Annotated in this window: 24 protein-coding genes; 17 read left to right on the forward strand and 7 right to left on the reverse strand. The window is 65.4% G+C overall.

Annotated elements, in window-relative coordinates; translation table 11 throughout:
- Positions 1-27 precede the first annotated feature (27 nt).
- Positions 28-558: a hotdog fold domain-containing protein gene (locus tag QNM97_RS04795; protein ID WP_283821828.1), complete on the reverse strand. Its 531-nt coding sequence runs from the start codon at positions 556-558 to the stop codon at positions 28-30.
- Positions 559-907: 349 nt separating this feature from the next.
- Between QNM97_RS04795 and QNM97_RS04800 the strand changes: the two genes are divergently transcribed.
- The 3 genes from QNM97_RS04800 to QNM97_RS04810 all read left to right on the forward strand — a co-directional run bounded on the left by QNM97_RS04800 (position 908) and on the right by QNM97_RS04810 (position 3,344).
- Positions 908-1,204, forward strand: coding sequence for a hypothetical protein (locus tag QNM97_RS04800; RefSeq protein ID WP_283821829.1), 297 nt, complete (start codon positions 908-910; stop codon positions 1,202-1,204).
- A 288-nt stretch (positions 1,205-1,492) separates the two neighbouring features.
- A complete protein-coding gene (locus tag QNM97_RS04805; protein WP_283821830.1) occupies positions 1,493-1,846 on the forward strand; it encodes a hypothetical protein in 354 nt (117 codons plus the stop codon).
- A 340-nt stretch (positions 1,847-2,186) separates the two neighbouring features.
- Positions 2,187-3,344 carry a hypothetical protein gene (locus QNM97_RS04810; protein ID WP_283821831.1) on the forward strand — a complete coding sequence of 386 codons (1,158 nt, stop codon included), beginning with the start codon at positions 2,187-2,189 and terminating at the stop codon, positions 3,342-3,344.
- A gap of 82 nt (positions 3,345-3,426) precedes the next feature.
- On the opposite strand, the gene QNM97_RS04815 is transcribed toward QNM97_RS04810, so the two are convergent.
- Positions 3,427-3,846 (reverse strand): hypothetical protein, encoded by a 420-nt coding sequence (locus QNM97_RS04815; protein ID WP_283821832.1) that lies wholly within the window; start codon positions 3,844-3,846, stop codon positions 3,427-3,429.
- A gap of 436 nt (positions 3,847-4,282) precedes the next feature.
- Between QNM97_RS04815 and rpsJ the strand changes: the two genes are divergently transcribed.
- From rpsJ to rpsQ, 11 genes are read left to right on the forward strand one after another with little or no spacing between them, the layout of a single operon-like run.
- Entirely contained in the window at positions 4,283-4,588 is a 306-nt protein-coding gene (rpsJ, locus tag QNM97_RS04820; protein ID WP_003938093.1) for a 30S ribosomal protein S10, read from the forward strand.
- A gap of 17 nt (positions 4,589-4,605) precedes the next feature.
- Entirely contained in the window at positions 4,606-5,265 is a 660-nt protein-coding gene (gene rplC, locus QNM97_RS04825; protein ID WP_006367911.1) for a 50S ribosomal protein L3, read from the forward strand.
- On the forward strand, positions 5,262-5,933 hold the full coding sequence (rplD, locus tag QNM97_RS04830) for a 50S ribosomal protein L4 (protein WP_006367912.1): 672 nt from the start codon (positions 5,262-5,264) through the stop codon (positions 5,931-5,933). Before rplC ends, rplD begins: the two co-directional genes overlap by 4 nt.
- A gap of 2 nt (positions 5,934-5,935) precedes the next feature.
- Positions 5,936-6,241 (forward strand): 50S ribosomal protein L23, encoded by a 306-nt coding sequence (rplW, locus tag QNM97_RS04835; protein WP_006367913.1) that lies wholly within the window; start codon positions 5,936-5,938, stop codon positions 6,239-6,241.
- A gap of 30 nt (positions 6,242-6,271) precedes the next feature.
- Entirely contained in the window at positions 6,272-7,108 is an 837-nt protein-coding gene (rplB, locus tag QNM97_RS04840) for a 50S ribosomal protein L2 (protein WP_006367914.1), read from the forward strand.
- A gap of 20 nt (positions 7,109-7,128) precedes the next feature.
- Entirely contained in the window at positions 7,129-7,410 is a 282-nt protein-coding gene (gene rpsS / locus QNM97_RS04845; protein ID WP_006367915.1) for a 30S ribosomal protein S19, read from the forward strand.
- Complete coding sequence (gene rplV, locus QNM97_RS04850; RefSeq protein WP_006367916.1) at positions 7,410-7,823, forward strand: 50S ribosomal protein L22; 414 nt, start codon at positions 7,410-7,412, stop codon at positions 7,821-7,823. The genes rpsS and rplV overlap by 1 nt, the downstream gene beginning before the upstream one ends.
- Positions 7,824-7,825: 2 nt before the next feature.
- Positions 7,826-8,632, forward strand: coding sequence for a 30S ribosomal protein S3 (gene rpsC / locus QNM97_RS04855; protein WP_006367917.1), 807 nt, complete (start codon positions 7,826-7,828; stop codon positions 8,630-8,632).
- Between the two features lie 3 nt (positions 8,633-8,635).
- The gene (gene rplP / locus QNM97_RS04860) at positions 8,636-9,052 is read left to right on the forward strand and encodes a 50S ribosomal protein L16 (RefSeq protein ID WP_006367918.1); all 417 of its coding nucleotides are present in this window, start codon (positions 8,636-8,638) and stop codon (positions 9,050-9,052) included.
- On the forward strand, positions 9,052-9,285 hold the full coding sequence (gene rpmC / locus QNM97_RS04865) for a 50S ribosomal protein L29 (protein WP_006367919.1): 234 nt from the start codon (positions 9,052-9,054) through the stop codon (positions 9,283-9,285). Before rplP ends, rpmC begins: the two co-directional genes overlap by 1 nt.
- Positions 9,282-9,584: a 30S ribosomal protein S17 gene (gene rpsQ / locus QNM97_RS04870; RefSeq protein WP_006367920.1), complete on the forward strand. Its 303-nt coding sequence runs from the start codon at positions 9,282-9,284 to the stop codon at positions 9,582-9,584. The genes rpmC and rpsQ overlap by 4 nt, the downstream gene beginning before the upstream one ends.
- 83 nt (positions 9,585-9,667) lie before the next feature.
- Here rpsQ and QNM97_RS04875 read toward each other — a convergent pair whose 3' ends face one another.
- From QNM97_RS04875 to QNM97_RS04895, 5 genes are all read right to left on the reverse strand, one after another.
- A complete protein-coding gene (locus QNM97_RS04875) occupies positions 9,668-10,669 on the reverse strand; it encodes an adenine nucleotide alpha hydrolase family protein (protein ID WP_283821833.1) in 1,002 nt (333 codons plus the stop codon).
- A 116-nt stretch (positions 10,670-10,785) separates the two neighbouring features.
- Positions 10,786-11,793, reverse strand: coding sequence for a polysaccharide pyruvyl transferase family protein (locus tag QNM97_RS04880; RefSeq protein ID WP_283821834.1), 1,008 nt, complete (start codon positions 11,791-11,793; stop codon positions 10,786-10,788).
- A 97-nt stretch (positions 11,794-11,890) separates the two neighbouring features.
- Positions 11,891-13,297, reverse strand: a complete 1,407-nt coding sequence (locus QNM97_RS04885) for a serine/threonine-protein kinase (RefSeq protein ID WP_283823099.1) — start codon at positions 13,295-13,297, stop codon at positions 11,891-11,893.
- A gap of 259 nt (positions 13,298-13,556) precedes the next feature.
- Entirely contained in the window at positions 13,557-13,913 is a 357-nt protein-coding gene (locus tag QNM97_RS04890) for a GNAT family N-acetyltransferase (RefSeq protein WP_283821835.1), read from the reverse strand.
- Between the two features lie 97 nt (positions 13,914-14,010).
- Positions 14,011-14,844 carry a glycosyltransferase family 2 protein gene (locus tag QNM97_RS04895; protein ID WP_283821836.1) on the reverse strand — a complete coding sequence of 278 codons (834 nt, stop codon included), beginning with the start codon at positions 14,842-14,844 and terminating at the stop codon, positions 14,011-14,013.
- A gap of 410 nt (positions 14,845-15,254) precedes the next feature.
- On the opposite strand from QNM97_RS04895, the gene QNM97_RS04900 reads away from it, so the two are divergent.
- Genes QNM97_RS04900 through QNM97_RS04910 form a run of 3 tightly spaced genes read left to right on the forward strand, consistent with a single transcriptional unit; the run spans position 15,255 to position 18,569 of the window.
- Positions 15,255-16,847, forward strand: a complete 1,593-nt coding sequence (locus QNM97_RS04900; protein ID WP_283821837.1) for an ATP-binding cassette domain-containing protein — start codon at positions 15,255-15,257, stop codon at positions 16,845-16,847.
- Between the two features lie 46 nt (positions 16,848-16,893).
- Entirely contained in the window at positions 16,894-17,730 is an 837-nt protein-coding gene (locus QNM97_RS04905; RefSeq protein WP_283823100.1) for an ABC transporter permease, read from the forward strand.
- A complete protein-coding gene (locus QNM97_RS04910) occupies positions 17,727-18,569 on the forward strand; it encodes an ABC transporter permease (protein WP_208792164.1) in 843 nt (280 codons plus the stop codon). The genes QNM97_RS04905 and QNM97_RS04910 overlap by 4 nt, the downstream gene beginning before the upstream one ends.
- Positions 18,570-18,878: the final 309 nt, after the last annotated feature.

The following is an 18,878-nucleotide window of genomic DNA, read 5'->3' on the forward strand; positions in this document are numbered from 1 at the left end:
CCAGCCTAGGAGTTTTGTCCCGGTGCGTCAGCGTGAGTCGTCGCCCGCGCGCGGCGTCACCCAGGTGGTGATGTCGGCGTGGACCACCTCGGTGCCGTGCGTGTCGAGGATGCGGACGGAGACGACGACGTCGGTTCCGGTACTGATCGCCTCGACGTCGATCGGTTCGGTCAGGGTCGCCTCCGCCGTCAGTCGCGTGGTGGCCTTGGCCAGGTACTGCGTCGACATGGCCTTGGGCAGCCAGCGATGCGACGGCGGCAGGCTGGCCTCCATCAGCATGCCCATTGCGGCCTCGGCGAGGTTGCACGCCGCGATCGCGTGGAACGTGCCGATGTGGTTGTACACGCCGAACCACTTGGGCGCGCTCACCTTGCAGTACCCGGGTCGCATCTCCTCGACGATGGGCAGCACGGTGCCGAAGTAGGGAACGCGCGCGACCATTCCGAGAGAGAACAGGGCGTGGCCGAGAACGTTGTCGGGCAGGCGCCGGCGCAGGGCATAGGTCGCGGTCATCGCCGATGGTTGAGCATCGTCGGTGTGCGAGGGCTTGGTCGTCATGGAACCGACCCTAACCGCCCACCCGTGCGGGGCGAGCGGCCGTGCTCGGCTGAGATCGCTGGCGATCGGCTGTGAGCACTGCGGCCTTGTCTGTGGCGGTCCTGACAGGACGCTTCGGGTGTACCGGGCGAAACGGTCAAACCGACATGAACCGCACAGAAACCTCGCAGCGTGAGCGACGGTTTAGACCCGAAAACGGTTGTAGCGTAATGGCTTAGACACGAAGCGAACGTTGCGCCGGGGAGTGGATCGGTTCTCCTGATCACACCGATCACGACGTCGCCGTGGCTGTGGACGGCGGTCTTTCGACCTCGTCGTCCGTCCGTAGATCCGAGAAAGGGAAACCCAGATGACAACAGCGACCGCCAAGCGTTCGGGCATTACCATCAAGCGCACCGTGGCCGGTGTCGTAGCCGCCGGTGCCATCATCACCGGCGTCGGAGCAGGGGCGGGTCTCGCCTCGGCGGCGCCGACTGCCCCCAGCCACCAGCAGACCCAGCAGCAACCGCAGCGTCAGCAGCAGCCGCAGCCCCAGCGCCAGCAGCAGCCGCAGCGTCAGCAGCAGCCCCAGCGTCAGCAGTGGGCGCCGCGTCAGACCAGCCCGCGCGGGTTCTGGTTCTTCGGGTTCTGGATTCCGCTGCCCTGACCGATCGCAGGGGCGCTGTGGGGTTGCTGGGAGCAAAACGAACATTGATGTGATTCGGCTGGCAATCAGCTCTTCGCGTTCGGATCAAAGCACCTAAAGGGCTCAGCCTCCCACAGCGAATCTGCAGGTCAGGTCCGATTTTCTGTCCCTGGGACGGCGTAGCGTCAGCGCTGGCCGACGACGCCGTCGACTCCCGACCGACACGGTCGGGAGTTGTTGTTCGTCGCGGCTGTCGAGCCGGCGCCGTCCGACGCCGTCGACGATCATTGTCGTTCGAAGGGACATCTCATGAACACCGTCAGCAGTTCGGGGACCGAGGCGCGGTCGGTGAAGTCGCGCTCAGTGCCCGCAAAGCGGATCGTGGCGGGCGTCATCGCCGCCGGGGCCATCGTCACCGGCATCGGCGCCGGTGCCGGCATCGCGTCAGCCGCCCCCCCGCCGCCGCAGGGAAACCACTACCAGCAGCCCAACCGGTGGCAGCCGCAACCACAGCCGAACCGGTGGCAGCCACAGCCCCGGCAGTGGCATCCCCAGCCCCAGTGGCACCCGCAGCCGCAGTGGCATCCGCAGCCGCGCTGGCAGCCGGGTCAGTACACCCCGAACGGGTTCTGGCTGTTCGGGTTCTGGATTCCCCTGCCCTGATACCGCATTCCTCCGACCACCGGGTCGGATCGTCGACGACGTCGGAGACCTCCACGGTCCCGGCGTCGTCGGCGTCTTGCACATGACGCCGTCCGCGCCCGGCCGGATCGGTTGCCTCGTGCGCTCGTCAAACCGGTTCGGGGACAGCCTGATTCATGCCGGCCGAGCCTGGCTGTATCCGCGGTGCGCGGCGTCCGCCGACAAGTCTGGGTGGCCACGCGGCGTCCTGATCCGAATGATCGAATGATCGACATGCGCGGTGAATGTCCGTTCCGGGGGATACAGTTCGATGCGTCCGAACCTCGGCAGAGGTGTGCGAACGGCTGCGGGAGGCTGACCAATGACATTCGGCGACCACGGGAATCTCGGCGGTCAGGGGCAGCCGGGGTCCTCGAATCCCGGTCACGGCGGATTCGGACAGGCGGGCTACGGCGCGCCCGGCGGGCAGGGCCAGCCCCAGTACGGGCAGCCCCAGTACGGGCAGCCGCAACACGGTCAGCCCCAGTACGGGCAGCCGAATCACGGGCACCAGCAACCGAACGCCGGGCAGCAGCCGTACGGGCAACCCGGTCCGTTCGGATCGCCCGCGGCGCCTGCGCCAGCATCCGGGTCCGGATCGGTGGCGTCGCGACTCACCGCGACGCGCTCCGGGCGACCCACGCCCACCCTGATCATCGGCGCGGGTTTGGCAGTGCTCGGCCTGGTGATGGTCGCCTTCAGCTTCCTGACGTGGGCCACCGCCGAACTCCAACTCAATCAGTCGATTCCGGGTGCCGGGGCGATCACGGGATCGGTGTCGTCGTCGGTGACCGGTCTCGGGTCGGTGTCGACGAGCAATGACATCGACGTCTCGTCGTTGCCGTCCCAATTCCAGGAACAGTTCAAACAGGAGCTCGAGCGCGAACAGGGTTCCAGCGACTCGTCCGACGACAACACGGCGGCACCGGGTGTGTGGACGATCGTCTTCGGAGTGCTCCTCATCGTCGCGTCGGTACCGCTGATCCTGCGGAGATTCCCCGCGATCGCGTCGATCGCCGGCACGGTCATCGGCCTCGCCGCGTTGATCGCTGCGGCGGTTTTTCTCTCCGACCCCGGTGCGGCGGTCTCTGCCGACGGCAAGAGTCCCGCCGACGACACCTCGCTCGGAGGTCCGGCTCCCGACGTGCACGCGGGCTACGGACTGTGGATCGTGTTCGTCGCGGCGCTGGTCGCACTGATTGTCGCCGTCGGCGGGCTCGTGCTGTCGCTGATGCGGCCCGTGACGCCGGCCGGTCCGGCGCCGACCGCATTCGGGAACGGATTCCCGGGCGCGCCGCAGCCGGGTGTCGGGTCGGCGCCGGGACAACCGGGATTCGGGCAGGGGCTCGGGCAACCGGGACTCGGGCAACCGGGGTTCGGGCAGCAGCAGTATCCGGGGCAACCGGGGTTCAGGTCGGCGCCCGGCCGACAGGAGCCGGGTCAGCAGGGGTTCGGGGGCCCACCGCGCTCCGGCTGGTAGCGGCGTCGGCGACGGACATCGTCATGCCGCCGAGGAGTGTGACATCGGCGATCTGCCTCGGGGATATCGACCCCCTCACCTGTCACCCGTCACCGCAGGGCAGCCCGGTGCCGTCGGTGCCGAAGCCAGCGATCAGGTGCGAGGGGATGTCGAGTACCGAGGCCAGCGACGCCGCGAACATCACGGCACCGACGATCACCAGCAGAATCGCGAGGGGCACCCATGCCGTACGCACCTGTACTCCATACACCGCCACCTTGAGGACGAGTGCGCTGCCGGCGAGCACGCCGAGCGCGGCCGCACAGGTGGCCGCCCATGAGATGGGACGCAGGTCCGGCAGCGCAGCGACCGGATGACACCTGATCGCGAGCATGTGCGCGTTCCAGTCGTTCTCGAGCTGCACACGACGAAACTGGCAGAGCATCGACCCCAGAACCCCGGCCGCAGCCAGGGCGACCATGGTCGGCCCCCACGGTGAGCCGGTCTGATCAGAGCGCATCATGGCTACGGTTCTAATGCCGCGGCCCCCGACGGCGGGTTGCTCGTCGTTCGCGCAGCTGACGACGCGGTCGTTGCAGGTCGGGTGGCATCAGGGGCCGATTTGAATCCACCCCCCGCCCTGGTGCATACTTGTCGGGTTGCCTGGACGGCAGGTTGCGGGATTTTCCGCGGCTTCGCTCAGGTGAATGACTCCCAGGCCCGGAAATCGGGGACTGGGCGTGTAACGCGTGCGCCGGTCTCGGTTCACGGACTCGACACGCCCGACCGCGGGTGCCGGAGCAAATCGGTTCGTCTGATGGGCGAGCCAACGTACAACGACAGATGAACAGCGTCGATCCCGACTCTCACGCGGTGATCTATGTGCCCGCCGGCGGCTAGTGCCGGCCCAGGTGCGCGGTGTTCGTCTGTCGAGAACAACTGACGGAAGAGGACACAGCGTGGCGGGACAGAAGATCCGCATCAGGCTCAAGGCCTATGACCACGAGGCGATCGACGCTTCGGCGCGCAAGATCGTGGAAACCGTGACCCGTACCGGGGCACGCGTGGTCGGCCCGGTGCCGTTGCCCACCGAGAAGAACGTGTACTGCGTCATCCGTTCGCCGCATAAGTACAAGGACAGCCGCGAACACTTCGAGATGCGTACCCACAAGCGACTCATCGACATCCTCGACCCGACGCCGAAGACGGTCGACGCGCTCATGCGCATCGACCTGCCGGCCAGCGTCGACGTCAACATCCAGTAGGGCGGGGGCGAAGAATCATGAGCAACCAGAGTTCAACCAAGGGCATCCTGGGCACCAAGCTCGGCATGACCCAGGTATTCGACGAGAACAACCGCGTCGTCCCGGTCACCGTCATCGCGGCGGGCCCGAACGTCGTGACCCAGCTGCGCACCGCGGAGCGTGACGGCTACACCGCCGTGCAGGTCGCCTACGGCGCCATCGATCCGCGCAAGGTCACCAAGCCGGTCGCCGGTCAGTTCAGCAAGGCCGGGGTCACCCCGCGCCGGCACCTGGCCGAGATCCGCGTGGCCGATGTCAGCGAGCTCGAGGTCGGTCAGGAATTGACTGCCGAGATCTTCGCCGACGGTGCGCTGGTCGACGTCACCGGCACCTCCAAGGGCAAGGGCTTCGCCGGTCCGATGAAGCGTCACGGCTTCTCCGGTCTGGGCGCCAGCCACGGTGCACACCGCGTGCACCGCGCGCCGGGTTCCATCGGTGGCTGCGCCACCCCGGGCCGCGTGTTCAAGGGCATGCGGATGGCCGGACGTATGGGTAACGACAAGGTGACCACGCAGAACCTCACCGTCCACAAGGTGGACGCCGAGGCCGGCCTGCTGCTGATCAAGGGAGCGATCCCGGGTCGTCGGGGCGGCATCGTGGTGGTTCGCGACGCAGTGAAGGGTGGTGCTGACAAGTGAGCGCCGAAACCACAGTCAAATTGACGCTGGACGTCCGCAACGCCGACGGCACGACCAACGGCACCGTTGATCTGCCCGCCGAACTGTTCGACGCGCCGGCCAACATCGCGCTGATGCACCAGGTCGTGGTGGCCCAGCAGGCCGCCGCGCGCCAGGGCACGCACGCCACCAAGACCCGCGGCGAGGTTCGCGGCGGTGGCGCCAAGCCGTACCGGCAGAAGGGCACCGGTCGCGCCCGCCAGGGTTCGACCCGCGCACCGCAGTTCGCCGGTGGTGGCACCGTGCACGGTCCGCAGCCGCGTGACTACAGCCAGCGCACCCCGAAGAAGATGAAGGCGGCCGCCCTGCGCGGCGCGCTGAGCGATCGGGCTCGCAACGAGCGCATCCATGTGATCACCGAGCTGGTTCCCGGTCAGGTCCCCTCGACCAAGACCGCGCGTCAGTTCCTCGAGAGCCTGAGCGATCGTCGCAAGTTCCTGGTGGTGCTGGGCCGTGAGGACCTCACCGCATGGAAGAGCGTCGCGAACCTGCAGAACGTGCTGCCGATCTCGGCCGATCAGCTCAACACCTACGACGTCCTCGACGCCGATGAGGTGGTGTTCAGCGTGGAGACGCTCAACGCGTACATCGCTGCCAACGGATCCAAGACCGACCAGAAGGAGGCGTGAGCATGGCTATCCAGGCCAACCCGCGCGACATCATCCTGGCGCCGGTGATCTCGGAGAAGTCCTACGGGCTCATGGAGGAGAACGTGTACACCTTCCTGGTGCACCCGGACTCCAACAAGACGCAGATCAAGATCGCCGTCGAGCAGATCTTCGACGTGACCGTCGACAGCGTCAACACCGCGAACCGGCAGGGCAAGCGCAAGCGGACCCGCTTCGGCTACGGCCAGCGCCGCTCCACCAAGCGCGCGTTCGTGACGCTGACCGCCGACAGCAAGCCCATCGAGATCTTCGGAGGCTCGGTCAGCTGACCGGGACTCTTGGAATAGAGGGACTTTCACATGGCTATTCGTAAATACAAGCCGACGACACCCGGTCGTCGCGGGTCGTCCGGCTCGGATTTCGCCGAGATCACCCGTGACCATCCGGAGAAGTCGTTGGTCCGCCCGCTCCACGGACGCGGCGGTCGTAACGCGCACGGTCGCATCACCACTCGTCACAAGGGTGGCGGTCACAAGCGTGCCTACCGTCTGATCGACTTCCGTCGTAACGACAAGGACGGCGTCAACGCCAAGGTCGCACACATCGAGTACGACCCGAACCGCACCGCGCGGATTGCGTTGCTGCACTACGTCGACGGCGAGAAGCGCTACATCATCGCGCCCAAGAACCTCAAGCAGGGCGACGTGGTGGAAAGCGGTCCGACCGCCGACATCAAGCCCGGCAACAACCTGCCGCTGCGCAACATCCCGACCGGTACCCAGGTGCACGCCGTCGAGTTGCGCCCGGGTGGCGGCGCGAAGATGGCCCGCTCGGCCGGTGCGTCGATCCAGCTGCTCGGCAAGGAGGGCGCCTACGCGACCCTGCGTATGCCCTCCGGTGAGATCCGTCGCGTCGACGTGCGCTGCCGCGCCACCGTCGGCGAGGTCGGCAACGCCGAGCAGAGCAACATCAACTGGGGCAAGGCCGGCCGCATGCGGTGGAAGGGCAAGCGCCCGACCGTCCGTGGTGTGGTCATGAACCCGGTCGACCACCCGCACGGTGGTGGCGAGGGCAAGACCTCCGGTGGTCGTCACCCGGTCAGCCCGTGGGGTCAGCCGGAAGGCCGCACCCGCAAGAACAAGGCGAGCGACAAGCTCATCGTCCGTCGCCGTCGTACCGGCAAGAACAAGCGATAAGCACAGGAGGGAGTTAGAGAATGCCACGCAGCCTCAAGAAGGGCCCGTTCGTCGACGACCACCTGCTTGCCAAGGTCGACGCACAGAACGAGAAGGGCACCAAGCAGGTCATCAAGACCTGGTCGCGCCGTTCGACCATCATCCCCGACTTCATCGGACACACCTTCGCCGTCCACGACGGTCGCAAGCATGTCCCGGTGTTTGTCTCGGACAACATGGTCGGGCACAAGTTGGGCGAGTTCGCCCCCACCCGTACCTTCAAGGGTCACATCAAGGATGACCGGAAAGCGAAGCGCCGGTAATGACTACGCAGACCGATAATCCCACCGCGAAGGCCACGGCCAAGTTCGTGCGCGTGACGCCGATGAAGGCGCGTCGCGTGCTCGACCTGATCCGCGGCAAGAACGTCGACGAGGCCCTCGACATCCTGCGGTTCGCGCCGCAGTCGGCGTCGGAGCCCGTGTACAAGGTGCTCGCCAGCGCGGTCGCCAACGCCGAGAACAACCAGGACCTCGATCGCCGGAGCCTGGTCGTCGCCACGGCTTACGCCGACGAGGGCCCGACCATGAAGCGGTTCCAGCCGCGTGCGCAGGGCCGCGCGTTCCGTATCCGCAAGCGCACCAGCCACATCACCGTGGTCGTGGAGAGCCTGCCGGAGAAGGCCGCCGCCGGCGGTCGCGGTCGTTCGCGTCAGCCGAAGAAGAAGGGAGCCTAGTAGTGGGCCAGAAAATCAACCCGCACGGCTTCCGTCTGGGCATCACGACCGACTGGAACAGCCGGTGGTACGCCGACAAGCAGTACGCGGAGTACGTGAAAGAGGATGTCGCCATCCGCAAGCTCCTCTCGCAGGGGCTCGAGCGCGCCGGCATCGCCAAGGTGGAGATCGAGCGCACCCGTGACCGGGTTCGCGTCGACATCCACACCGCCCGCCCGGGCATCGTCATCGGTCGCCGCGGCGCCGAGGCCGATCGCATCCGCGGCGAGCTGGAGAAGCTGACCGGCAAGCAGGTCCAGCTGAACATCCTCGAGGTCAAGAACCCTGAGTCCGAGGCCCAGCTGGTGGCCCAGGGTGTCGCCGAGCAGCTGAGCAACCGTGTGGCGTTCCGTCGCGCGATGCGCAAGGCCATCCAGTCGGCGATGCGTCAGCCCAACGTCAAGGGCATCCGGGTGCAGTGCTCGGGTCGCCTGGGCGGCGCGGAGATGAGCCGCAGCGAGTTCTACCGCGAAGGCCGTGTGCCCCTGCACACCCTGCGCGCCGACATCGACTACGGCTTGCACGAGGCCAAGACCACCTTCGGCCGGATCGGCGTGAAGGTGTGGATCTACAAGGGCGACATCGTCGGTGGCAAGCGTGAGCTGTCCGCAGCCGCGCCGGCCGCCGAGGACCGTCGTCCGCGTCGGCCGAGCCGTCCCCGCCGCAGCGGTGCCTCGGGCACCACGGCCACGAGCACCGACGCCGGTCGCGCTGCCGAGGCCCCCGCTGAGGCGACGGCAGCAGCCGGTGCAGAGAAGCAGGAGGGCTAGGCAATGTTGATCCCACGGCGGGTCAAGCACCGCAAGCAGCATCACCCGAGCCTGAAGGGTCAGGCGTCGGGCGGTACCAAGGTGACGTTCGGTGATTTCGGCATCCAGGCTCTGGAAGGCGCCTACATCACCAACCGTCAGATCGAGTCCGCTCGTATCGCCATCAACCGGCACATCAAGCGTGGCGGCAAGGTCTGGATCAACATCTTCCCGGACCGTCCGCTCACCAAGAAGCCGGCCGAAACCCGCATGGGTTCGGGTAAGGGTTCTCCCGAGTGGTGGGTCGCCCCGGTCAAGCCGGGTCGCGTGCTGTTCGAGATGACCTACCCGAACGAGGAGATCGCTCGCGAGGCCCTGCGCCGCGCGCAGCACAAGCTCCCGATCAAGACCCGAATCGTGACCAGAGAGGAGCAGTTCTGATGGGACTCGGAGTTGCCGCAGCCGAGCTGCGTGACCTCAGTGATACCGATCTGGTCGACCGCTTGAAAGAGTCGAAGGAAGAGCTCTTCAACCTTCGGTTCCAGATGGCCACCGGTCAGCTCGACAACAACCGGCGTCTGCGGACGGTGCGTCGCGAGATCGCGCGCATCTACACCGTGATGCGGGAGCGCGAGCTCGGTCTGGCGTCGGGACCGGATGGTGATGACGCATGAGTGAGGACCAGAAGGTGACCGAAACCCAAGAAGCATCGGCGACCGCCGAGCGTAACCGCCGCAAGGAGCGGATCGGTTACGTCGTCAGCGACAAGATGCAGAAGACCATCGTGGTCGAGCTGGAAGACCGTAAGCGTCACGCGCTGTACGGCAAGATCATCCGGACCACGAGCAAGGTCAAGGCCCACGACGAGAACGGCGATGCCGGCGTCGGCGACCGTGTGCGGATCATGGAGACCCGCCCGCTGTCGGCGACCAAGCACTGGCGACTCGTCGAGGTGCTGGAGAAGGCCAAGTAAGGCGTTCTCGCAACAGGATTCACGCGAAGCGGCCCGTTCCCTCAGGGGAGCGGGCCGCTTCGTCGTCTTTGTATTCGCGAGTGTTATCGGCGCTGGGGAAAGTACTGAAGTACGGGTCCGCGACGGATCGCAGTGCGGATGGCCCGTTCGAGTTCCGGATCGTCGATGCTCCCGGCACGAAGCTCGTCGAGTACCTGCCGGAGATGGAATCGTTCGCCCGAAGCGGCGTGGATGTGCTTCACCTGATCGGCGCGAGGTCGGTCCGGCAGAGTCGTGCAATTACCGCCGGCCACCAGCAACTCGAGCATGGTGCGCAGACATTTGGCGCAACGACCACAGTTGAACCGTCCGTCACGATTCTCCCAGCACACTCGTAGATTCTTCATGGCGGGCGCCGACCGGCTGATCTTCCTGACCTTCTCGAGTCTGGTGACGTCGATGGAGTCGTGCTCGAGTGTCACCGACGAGCCAGACCACAGTGGGTCGAGTTGGGGATGCGAGCCCCACCGGTGAATGCTGCCCGTCGAGTCTGACGAGGGGACGATGATCGTGCCGAGTACAGGCGAGAGCGCGTTGGCCACGTGCGCCAAGGCGGGGCCGTGGAAGATCCATCCCCATGGCACGCGGGCGACGTCACCGAACGCGCTCCGTAGGGTGGTGCGCACCTCTATGAGAGGTTTGCCGAGTTCGGCTGCTGCTGATCGCGCCGAATCCAGCGCCTGAGTCGCCAGTGCTTCGTCATTCATGATGTCGAAGCCCAGGACGAAGACGAGGTGAGTGAGTCGGTCCAGGTGAGTGAGGGCGGAATAGAAGCTGTCCACACCTCCGCTGAAAAAGCATCCGACGCCATCCGCGCGGGGCGCGGTCGGCCCCTGGCCGGCGTGAATGTCGGCGGGTGCGAGGTGCCGTGGATACCACTCGGCGAGCACTCCCTGGGCTTTGCCCGCGTTCTCAAGGGCCACAGGATCGACCGCACCCTCGATGGTGAGATCGGCGGACAGCCACATCGCCGTCGGAAGCGTCGGCGCCAGCCACGGCGTCGCCGAGCTGTCCAGCGGGTGCGACGACTCGGTGGCGACAATCATCGTCGTGCTATCGGGAGCCTGGATTGTTGCGGAGATGCGCGTGGTGGCCGGGGAGTCGGGACGGACCTCGAGTCGGGGCTTGGCGCCGGCACGCCTGCTACGTCGCGCGACCCGAGTCACAACGCGGACGCCATCGATTTGGCGACGTCATAGCCTTCGTGGAAGTCGCGGGCAAGGGCAACGTGACCGAAGGTGGCCAGGTAATCGCGGAACGCCGCGGACAACTTGCTGTTGGCGTTGTCGACCATGACCACCGGCTTCTCGAGCAGAACACCGAGGACTGCGCCGTGGAGTCGGTCGGTGAGGACGACACGACCGCGTGAGAGGGCATCGACTGCCGAGCGCACGATCAGTTCGGACTGGCGGTCGAAGGCTCGCTTCGCCCATCGGTGGATCCGACGCCGGAACACCGGGACCGTACTCAGAGTCACTATCGCGAGCGACTGCGGCCACCACCTGAGGTCGTATCCGAACCACTCCATGCGCCAGTCATGGATGAACGCCTCATCCATCAAACTCGGCGGGATGCCATCGGCGGAGAACGCCGACTCTCCGTCGGTCCGCTTGAGGAGGATAACGTCGTGGTCGGGTTCGCGGGCGGGGTCGATGCGGCCGGCACCGAGGGCGGTGTCCGGGCAATAGTGGACCTGGTTCGCAGGAAACAGCTCGGTGACCCGCTCGAGTGCACTGCGATCGCGAATCAGCAAAGTGAGGTCGGGATGTTCGCCGTACACCTGCTGTGTGTGGGTCAGAGCATTGCGATCGCGGTATTCGAATGTCTGCGGCAGACCGATGATCGGCCGGTCACGATTCTCGCCGATCACCCGTTCCCGAAATGGCTGGTAAATCGGGTACCTGTCACCGAAGTTGCCTCCACCATGAAGAAGGATCGGGCCAGTGGAGACGGCGGAAGCGAGAGCGCCTTTGTCGTAGGTGTTGAACGTTGCCGTGTAGGCGATCTCGCACCCCAGCCGCTGGAGATAGGCGAGTTCGCCTCGATAGATGAGGACGTCTCCGGCGTTGGCGTGGTTGGGGAAATCGAGGAGGGCGACCGTGCTGCCAGCTGGAATCACCGTCCTGAGGATGTCGAGAGTTTCGGTCTGGATCGCAGAGATCGCGGACATGCGGAAATCATAGCCGGAAGAGCAACAGGTGATTTGCGAAGCCGTGAAAGCAGGATTTCGGCGCAGACGTTTCCAAAAAACCCGAAATTCCACCGGATCACAGACTGCTGTCGGCCAAGGCCGCGATGAGGACGGCGATATTCCACACGAGGCCGAAACCGGCGACGACGAGTCCGGCGATGGCCAGGCCGCGATTGTGCTGCGCAGGCGGCACGTCGGGGCGCGCCTTGGCGATCTTGAGGCTCGAGAGTCCGAAGAACACCGCCAAAGCGGCCGCGGCGAATCCGACGACGACCAGACAGACGCCGGGGAACGACAGCACCGCGCAGATCATCGACCAGAGGGCGTAACTCTTGGCTTTGGGGTCAGGTGGCGACGGGTATCCCGATGGTTGCCGATGTTGGTTCTGTGGACTGCCGTGTGCCTGATACGACACAACCGGATTCGACCGTTGCGCAGTCCCGTGCGTCGTGTACGGCGGCGGTGTCACGCCTGGCGAGATCGGGGGGAGTGAGGTCTGACCGGGTTGGGGCGCGCCACCTGAGGAAGGACCAGGCTTCCCCAGTTCGACGGCAGGTTGTGGATACGAGGCCGGAGCACTCTGCGTGCGCTGATGACCGACGGTCGAGGGATCGGGCGGAGGTGCGACGGTGGGTGCGGCCGGATGTGCTGCGAGTGCTGCGGTGAGTTCGGTCGCGAATACCGTACAGGTTCGGTACCTGCGGTCCGGCTCCTTCTCGAGCGCACGGTGAAGGACCTGGTCGACGCGCGGAGGCAGATCGCGTCGGCGGGTGGTGATCGCCGGTGGGATCTCGGTCAAGTGCTGACGGATCAATGCCGCCGCATTCGTGCTCGCAAAAGGTGTTGAGCCACTGAGTAGCTGGTAAGCGGTGCAAGCGAGTGAGTACTGGTCGGCGCGACCGTCGAGCTTCTCGGCGGCAAGCTGCTCGGGTGAAGAGTAGGCGAACGACCCGACGGTGAGGTTCGTGGCGGTCAGGCGGGTGTCGTCGAGGATGGGGCGCGCGATGCCGAAGTCGGCGAGCAGGACGCGGCGATTTCCGGACGGGCCGGTGGCGTCGGTGAGCAGGATGTTGGCGGGCTTGACGTCGCGGTGCAGCAGGTTCTGGGAGTGGGCATGGTCGAGAGCGTCGGCGACCGCGGAGACGATGTGTGCGACCTCATCGGTCGGCAGACCGCCCGGGTGCGACGACAAGAGCGCGGCGGCGTCGAGGCCTTCGACGTATCGCATGGTGATCCAGAGCTGACCGTCGTGCTCGCCGCGGTCGTAGACGTCGACGACGTTCGGATGGTCGAGGCGTACCGCGAGATCGGCTTCGCGGGTGAACCGTCGTCGGAAGGCCTCGTCCGACGAGAGATTCGCCGGCAACACCTTGAGTGCGTCGAGGCGCGGCAGTCGCGGGTGTTGGGCCAGGTAGACCTCGCCCATGCCGCCGGCGCCCAGTACCCGAACGATTCGATATCCCGCGAATTCTTGACCAACCATCAACGCCACGCCGTCAGTCTAGGGTGCGAGTCCGACATGTCCGGTGGTCGCCGGCAGGGTCCGGATGCGACTCGGCCCGTCCGACGCAGAGCGTCGGACGGGCCGGTGATCGGTTGCGGTGCCACGCCCGGAGAGGTGGCCGGCGGGTCTGCCCAACCGTCGCGGTGAGCGGTCGTCCACCCCCGCTCACAGGTTCAAGAGTAGGGGACTGCCGCGGGGACCGACAGGGACTTAGGGCCCCACATCTGTGAAAAGTTGATCAATTGATCTGACCTTGGAGCCAGTTGATCGTCTCCTCGTGCACGGGACGGGTGTCGCCGTCGAACTCGTGGTGCTTCTTGAGGAACGCCGCGACCAGCGGGCACACGCCGACGATGACCTTTCCCTGCGCTCGCGTGTCGGTGAGAGCCTGCTCGATCAGGATGGTGGCCAGGCCGCGTCCACCGAACTTCGCGTCCACCTCGGTATGGAAGAAGATACGTTCGGTCGCCCCATCGTGCTCGCGTTCGCGGTAGGCGGTGAAGCCGGCGATCTGTTCATCGACGCTGATTTGGTAGCGCTGCGTGTCGGCAACCTGGGAAACGTCTGCTTCTGCGCCGGTCTTGTCGAGGGTCATGTGATCGAGGGTAGCGATGGGCTGGGGATGTCGAGTCGACAAAGCAGTCGGTCGTGATCCGACAGTCGTCACGCCGAACGCGGTGCGGGTACTCCGCTCACGCCGGGAGCGGCGTGAAGTATCGATGTGGTCGCCACGTGCGGGTGGTCGGGTCCCAGGGTCGGAGGATCAGCCAGAAGTAGGTGAACATCGCGAACTTGACAACGGCGTCGAGCGTCATCATCGCGGTGAGTCGGGTGTGCCCGTGTGCGCGTGCCGTCCGTCGACCGCCGAGAATGTAGTGGCGGTTGCGCCACGGCGACGTTCGCAGGCGCCGACAGGATGTCTCGGCCAGTAGTCGTGGATCAAATGCCACCCGCATTCCGCAGGCGGCCATTGATAAACCGACGTCGAGGTCCTCCCATACGTGTTTGTCGGTGTGCAGGCGGTGACGGATCTGACGCCAGGCATCGCGGCGGAGGAAGTACGCGGGACCGTGGACCGACCCGATCGATCCGCCCTCGGCCAGCTTGCCGTAGCTGCGTGCGGCCATCCGCTTCTGAAACTCCTCGAAGGGGGCGTCAGCCAGCAGGAGGGGCCCGGTGAGTGCGGAGAACTCGCGACCCTGGGGACCCGCGAGGAACTCCACTCCCCGTGCGGCCCAGTCGGGTCCGACACGTGTGTCCGCATCGACCTTGGCTATCAGTTCTGATGTCGCCGAGTCGAGGCCGCGACTTCGGGCCGCGTGAACGCCCTGGACCGGCTCGAACTCGTGACGGACCGCGGCGTGGCGCGCTGCGTAGTCGGCGACAACCGAAGATGTTCGGTCGGTCGAGTTGTTGTCGACCACGATGATCTCGTCGATCGCTCTGGTCTGGGCGAGCAGGCTGTCGAGGCAGCCGGGCAACTGGGATTCCTCATTGTATGCAGGAATAACGACGGAAAGCTTCACCGATGATCTCCCGAAAATCTCTTGGTTTGGGCGTCGCGTCGTTAGCCAAGGTACACGTTTCTTGGAATTGCCTTGAATTCAACTGTGGGATTTGGTTGGGCACCGAACGGGCGCCGATTGCTTGACGGTGACAGGCCCTTTGATCCGCCCACATTTGATCGAATGATCAAATGTGGACCATCTGAACCATCGCCGGCGTGAATGACGGCAACCGCCGACCGGAGGAGGGGTAACTCTCGTCGATCGTTCGACGATAGGTTAGGGCGAGGATGAGCGTGTTGAAGCGGATCTGTGCGTAAGTTTGAATCGTGGACCCGCTGCCATCCGAGGGCGTCGGATCTCGCGGTACCGACCTCTGCGGAATCCCTCGCCTGTTGTGCCGAAAGCGTCACCGAACGTAGAGGAAAGCAATGCCCGAAGCCCAGGAGTCTGTCTCGGCACGTGAGCCGAGGCATCGTAGGCATGCGAGCGTGCAGCGTGCCGACGAGGTCGATCCCTTCGACGAGCCGGACCCTGTCGAGCAGCAGCTTCGCCGCTGGCGCGCCGAGCGGGCCGCCGGTGCGGTGGCGTCGGAGCAAGTGCATTTCGGCCCCAATGGAACGATGCCGGCGAACGGTAACCCGCCTACTCGGCAGGGTGGTGAACCGGCTCATCGCCCGGTCAACGGTTCGACTGCACCCGGTCCGGGCCTGGTTCATGGAGTCGCGCAGAACTCGCAACCGCCCCGGACCGATCCTTATGTTCGATCGCCGACGGCCCCGTCGGCGAGTGCGCCGACCGCTCCGCCGCTCAACGGGTACGGCCCGCCTCGAGACGATCGAGCACCTCAGAGCCGAGTGGATCCCACGCTTCGTCACGAGACTCCAACGGCGACGTTAGGGGGACGTCCTTTCGTACAGCCGGTGCGCGATTCCGACGGTCGAGGGGTCATCCCTGCGTCTCGGTCGTCGATACCCAGGTCACCTGGAACGGCCACTGCCGATCAAGGCGATGGCAGGGCAGCGGTCGGTGGCAAGGCAATCGATGGGATCTCGCAGGCGGACGAGACGTCGTATGCGATCGTGGCGTCTGGGCTGCACAAACGATTCAAGGACACCATTGCTGTCGATGATGTGAGTTTCTCTGTGCCGCAGGGTCAGATCGTCGCGATCCTCGGACCCAACGGGGCAGGCAAGACCACGACGGTCAATATGCTCTGCACTCTTCTGACCCCCGACAAGGGCACGGCGACCGTGTACGGACACGATGTGGTCAATGAAGCCTCAGCCGTTCGCCGATCGATCATGTTGACCGGACAGTTCGCCGCGCTGGATGAGGCATTGACCGGCCGCGAGAATCTGGTTCTGTTCGGGCGACTGTTGGGCCTGTCGAAGTCGGTCGCGCGGGCACGCGCCGACGAACTGCTCGACATGTTCTCGTTGACCGACGCCGGTGCAAAACGGGTGGGCCAGTACTCCGGCGGTATGCGTCGGCGGATCGATATCGCGTGCGGCCTGGTGACGCAGCCCAAGGTGGTGTTCCTCGATGAGCCGACGACAGGGCTGGACCCTCGCAGCAGACAAGAGGTGTGGACCCTCGTCGAGCGACTTCGGGATTCGGGTGTGACGATTCTGCTCACCACGCAGTACCTCGAAGAAGCCGACGTACTGTCCGACAACATTGTGGTGATCGATAAGGGGCGGGTGATCGCAGAGGGCACATCGGACGAGCTCAAACTGTCGATCGGCGCCGCCTACTGTGAGGTGACGCCGGCCCACGCACGGGATCTCGACATGTTGCGAAGGCTCTTCGCCGATCTGATCCCCGATGGTGGCGGTGGCGGCGACGACCACGTGGTTGCGGTTCCCGCACCACGCGGTCCCGAAACTCTCGTCGAGGTGATCCGCAGAACCACCGAGGCCGGCATCGAGCTCACCGATGTGGCAATGCGGCGCCCGTCGTTGGACGAGGTCTTCCTCGCGCTGACCGATCCGCGTCGTGACCGACCGGGAACGGCATCGTGAGCCGGATAGGAACTGCGCAATGAGTACGGGTTCCGAGGTGTCGGCCATGGTGTCAGGGGCCATCCCAGCGTCACCGGAGGTGGCCCCGCCTCCGGGCGGTGCCGGTGTGAGGCTGGACCCGCGGCCTCGGTCGCTGCAGCAGTGGTGGGCACTGACCTGCCGGGGTACCTCGAAGGTCTTCCGTAACGGTGAGCTGATCTTTGCGTTCATTTCACCGGCGTTCCTGGCGGTCTGCTTCTACCTGCCTCTTCGTAGCATCATGAACGAGGCGCCCGGGATGAATTACGGCCAGTTCCTCATGCCGATCATCGTTCTGCAGTCGGTGGGCTTCGCCGCGTCGTCGGCGGCCATGCGGGCCGCCAATGATGGCGCCGAGGGCATCAACACCCGATTCCGGGTTCTGCCGATGTCGGCGGCGATACCCATGCTTGCCCGGACCGCCACGAACCTCGTTCTGCTGGCGGTGTCCCTGCTGTGTGCGGCTGTCGCGTGCCTGATCATCGGGTGGAGAGCGGACGGGGGCGTGCTGGGCACCGTTGGGCTCTTCGCCTTGGCAGCGACCATCGGTGTTCTGTTTTCCCTGCTGGCCGATGGAATCGGTCTCTTGGCGGGCACACCGGAGGCGACCAGTCAGGCGATGACGCTGCCCACCCTCATCCTGGGAATGCTGTCGACCGGATTTGTGCCCCTAACCCAGTTCCCCGAGTGGATTCAGCCGTTCGTGCGCAACCAGCCGATCTCGCAGTTCGCCGACTCGATGCGCGGCCTCGACGCGGGAACCGCGACGTGGGAGCTCGTGCGGCCCTCTCTGGGTTGGTGTGTCGGCCTGCTCATCGCAGCCGTGGTGTTGTTGTACCTCGGTGCCCGAAAGTCGCGCGGATGAGCGCCGAAGCGTCGCGGCGTCTCGACGATCTCGCCCCTCCTGCTCTCCACGTCCCCGAGGAGAGGTCGATTCGCGCGTGGTGGTCGCAAAGTGTGCCGCTCACCGGGCGGCAGGTCGTCGTCTTCGTGCGGGACTTTCCGACTCTGCTGCAATCGCTGATCTTTCCGGCCCTGAGCATGTTGATGTTCAAGGTCGTCCTCGGCGATGCGATCGGGTCGGCCACCGGCCAGAACAGCGCATACGGCACCGTGCCGCTGGTGATTCTGGTCGGCGCCATGTTCGGTTCGATCGCGTCGGCAACCAGGCTCAACCATGAACGTGCCACGGGCTTGCTCGCTCGTCTCTACGTGCTCCCGATCAACCGGGCGGCCGACTTGACCTCACGCGTCGGCGCCGAGCTGATCCGCATCCTGATCACGACCGTGATCCTGCTCGGAGCCGGTTTTCTCATCGGCTTCCGCTTCACGCAAGGCGTCGGTCCGGCGATCGGGCTGGTGGTGGTCGCACTGGCCTACGGCGCCGCGTTCTCGATGATGACGCTGGCGTTGGCGGTCAATGCTCGTCCGGGCGCTCCGATTGTTCCGTACCTCGGACTGGCGTCGAGCATGCTGATGTTCTTCAATTCGGGGTTCTCGCCGGTCAGCGCCTACCCGTCGTGGTTACAGCCGGTGGTCGCCAATCAGCCCATGACCCCCGCCATCGAGGCGATGCGTGCACTCGCTGTGGGCGGCGCGCTCACCGAGAATCTCGTCAAGGTGGCTGTGTGGGTCGTCGTGATCATCGGTTTGTCGCTTGTTCCCGCTTTGCGGGGATATCGGCGGGCGGCGCGAGACCGATGACAGGAAACCTACAGTTCGCCGGTGAAGTGAACAGCAATGTCACAGGAGACATGTCAAATTCGAGGTTGCGAATGTACCACGACATGCCGGGTGCGACTCGACATGTCCGATTCCGTTCGGTGTACACCGACCAGCGCAATTTATCGCGTAACGTCGTGCCTAATTGCGAGCGATTGAAAGAATGGACTGCGTCCACGGTTCACTCTTCCGCGCGACGCAGGAATGGCCCTCAAGTGCTGGTTTTGAGGTTCAGTCCGTGTCGTGGAAATGTGAATCGTCGGTGCAATTCAGGTCGGGACTCACGGCCCG

Source organism: Gordonia sp. L191, assembly GCF_030077625.1.
GTDB classification, from domain to species: Bacteria; Actinomycetota; Actinomycetes; order Mycobacteriales; family Mycobacteriaceae; genus Gordonia; species Gordonia polyisoprenivorans_A.

Bases quoted from the DNA above. Each gene is read 5' to 3' on its own strand.
- QNM97_RS04795 (WP_283821828.1), bottom strand. From the start codon at position 558: ATGACGACCAAGCCCTCGCACACCGACGATGCTCAACCATCGGCGATG.
- QNM97_RS04800 (WP_283821829.1), top strand. From the start codon at position 908: ATGACAACAGCGACCGCCAAGCGTTCGGGCATTACCATCAAGCGCACC.
- QNM97_RS04805 (WP_283821830.1), top strand. From the start codon at position 1,493: ATGAACACCGTCAGCAGTTCGGGGACCGAGGCGCGGTCGGTGAAGTCG.
- QNM97_RS04810 (WP_283821831.1), top strand. From the start codon at position 2,187: ATGACATTCGGCGACCACGGGAATCTCGGCGGTCAGGGGCAGCCGGGG.
- QNM97_RS04815 (WP_283821832.1), bottom strand. From the start codon at position 3,846: ATGATGCGCTCTGATCAGACCGGCTCACCGTGGGGGCCGACCATGGTC.
- rplC (WP_006367911.1), top strand. From the start codon at position 4,606: ATGAGCAACCAGAGTTCAACCAAGGGCATCCTGGGCACCAAGCTCGGC.
- rplW (WP_006367913.1), top strand. From the start codon at position 5,936: ATGGCTATCCAGGCCAACCCGCGCGACATCATCCTGGCGCCGGTGATC.
- rplB (WP_006367914.1), top strand. From the start codon at position 6,272: ATGGCTATTCGTAAATACAAGCCGACGACACCCGGTCGTCGCGGGTCG.
- rpsS (WP_006367915.1), top strand. From the start codon at position 7,129: ATGCCACGCAGCCTCAAGAAGGGCCCGTTCGTCGACGACCACCTGCTT.
- rplV (WP_006367916.1), top strand. From the start codon at position 7,410: ATGACTACGCAGACCGATAATCCCACCGCGAAGGCCACGGCCAAGTTC.
- rplP (WP_006367918.1), top strand. From the start codon at position 8,636: ATGTTGATCCCACGGCGGGTCAAGCACCGCAAGCAGCATCACCCGAGC.
- rpmC (WP_006367919.1), top strand. From the start codon at position 9,052: ATGGGACTCGGAGTTGCCGCAGCCGAGCTGCGTGACCTCAGTGATACC.
- rpsQ (WP_006367920.1), top strand. From the start codon at position 9,282: ATGAGTGAGGACCAGAAGGTGACCGAAACCCAAGAAGCATCGGCGACC.
- QNM97_RS04875 (WP_283821833.1), bottom strand. From the start codon at position 10,669: ATGATTGTCGCCACCGAGTCGTCGCACCCGCTGGACAGCTCGGCGACG.
- QNM97_RS04880 (WP_283821834.1), bottom strand. From the start codon at position 11,793: ATGTCCGCGATCTCTGCGATCCAGACCGAAACTCTCGACATCCTCAGG.
- QNM97_RS04885 (WP_283823099.1), bottom strand. From the start codon at position 13,297: ATGGTTGGTCAAGAATTCGCGGGATATCGAATCGTTCGGGTACTGGGC.
- QNM97_RS04890 (WP_283821835.1), bottom strand. From the start codon at position 13,913: ATGACCCTCGACAAGACCGGCGCAGAAGCAGACGTTTCCCAGGTTGCC.
- QNM97_RS04900 (WP_283821837.1), top strand. From the start codon at position 15,255: ATGCCCGAAGCCCAGGAGTCTGTCTCGGCACGTGAGCCGAGGCATCGT.
- QNM97_RS04905 (WP_283823100.1), top strand. From the start codon at position 16,894: ATGGTGTCAGGGGCCATCCCAGCGTCACCGGAGGTGGCCCCGCCTCCG.
- QNM97_RS04910 (WP_208792164.1), top strand. From the start codon at position 17,727: ATGAGCGCCGAAGCGTCGCGGCGTCTCGACGATCTCGCCCCTCCTGCT.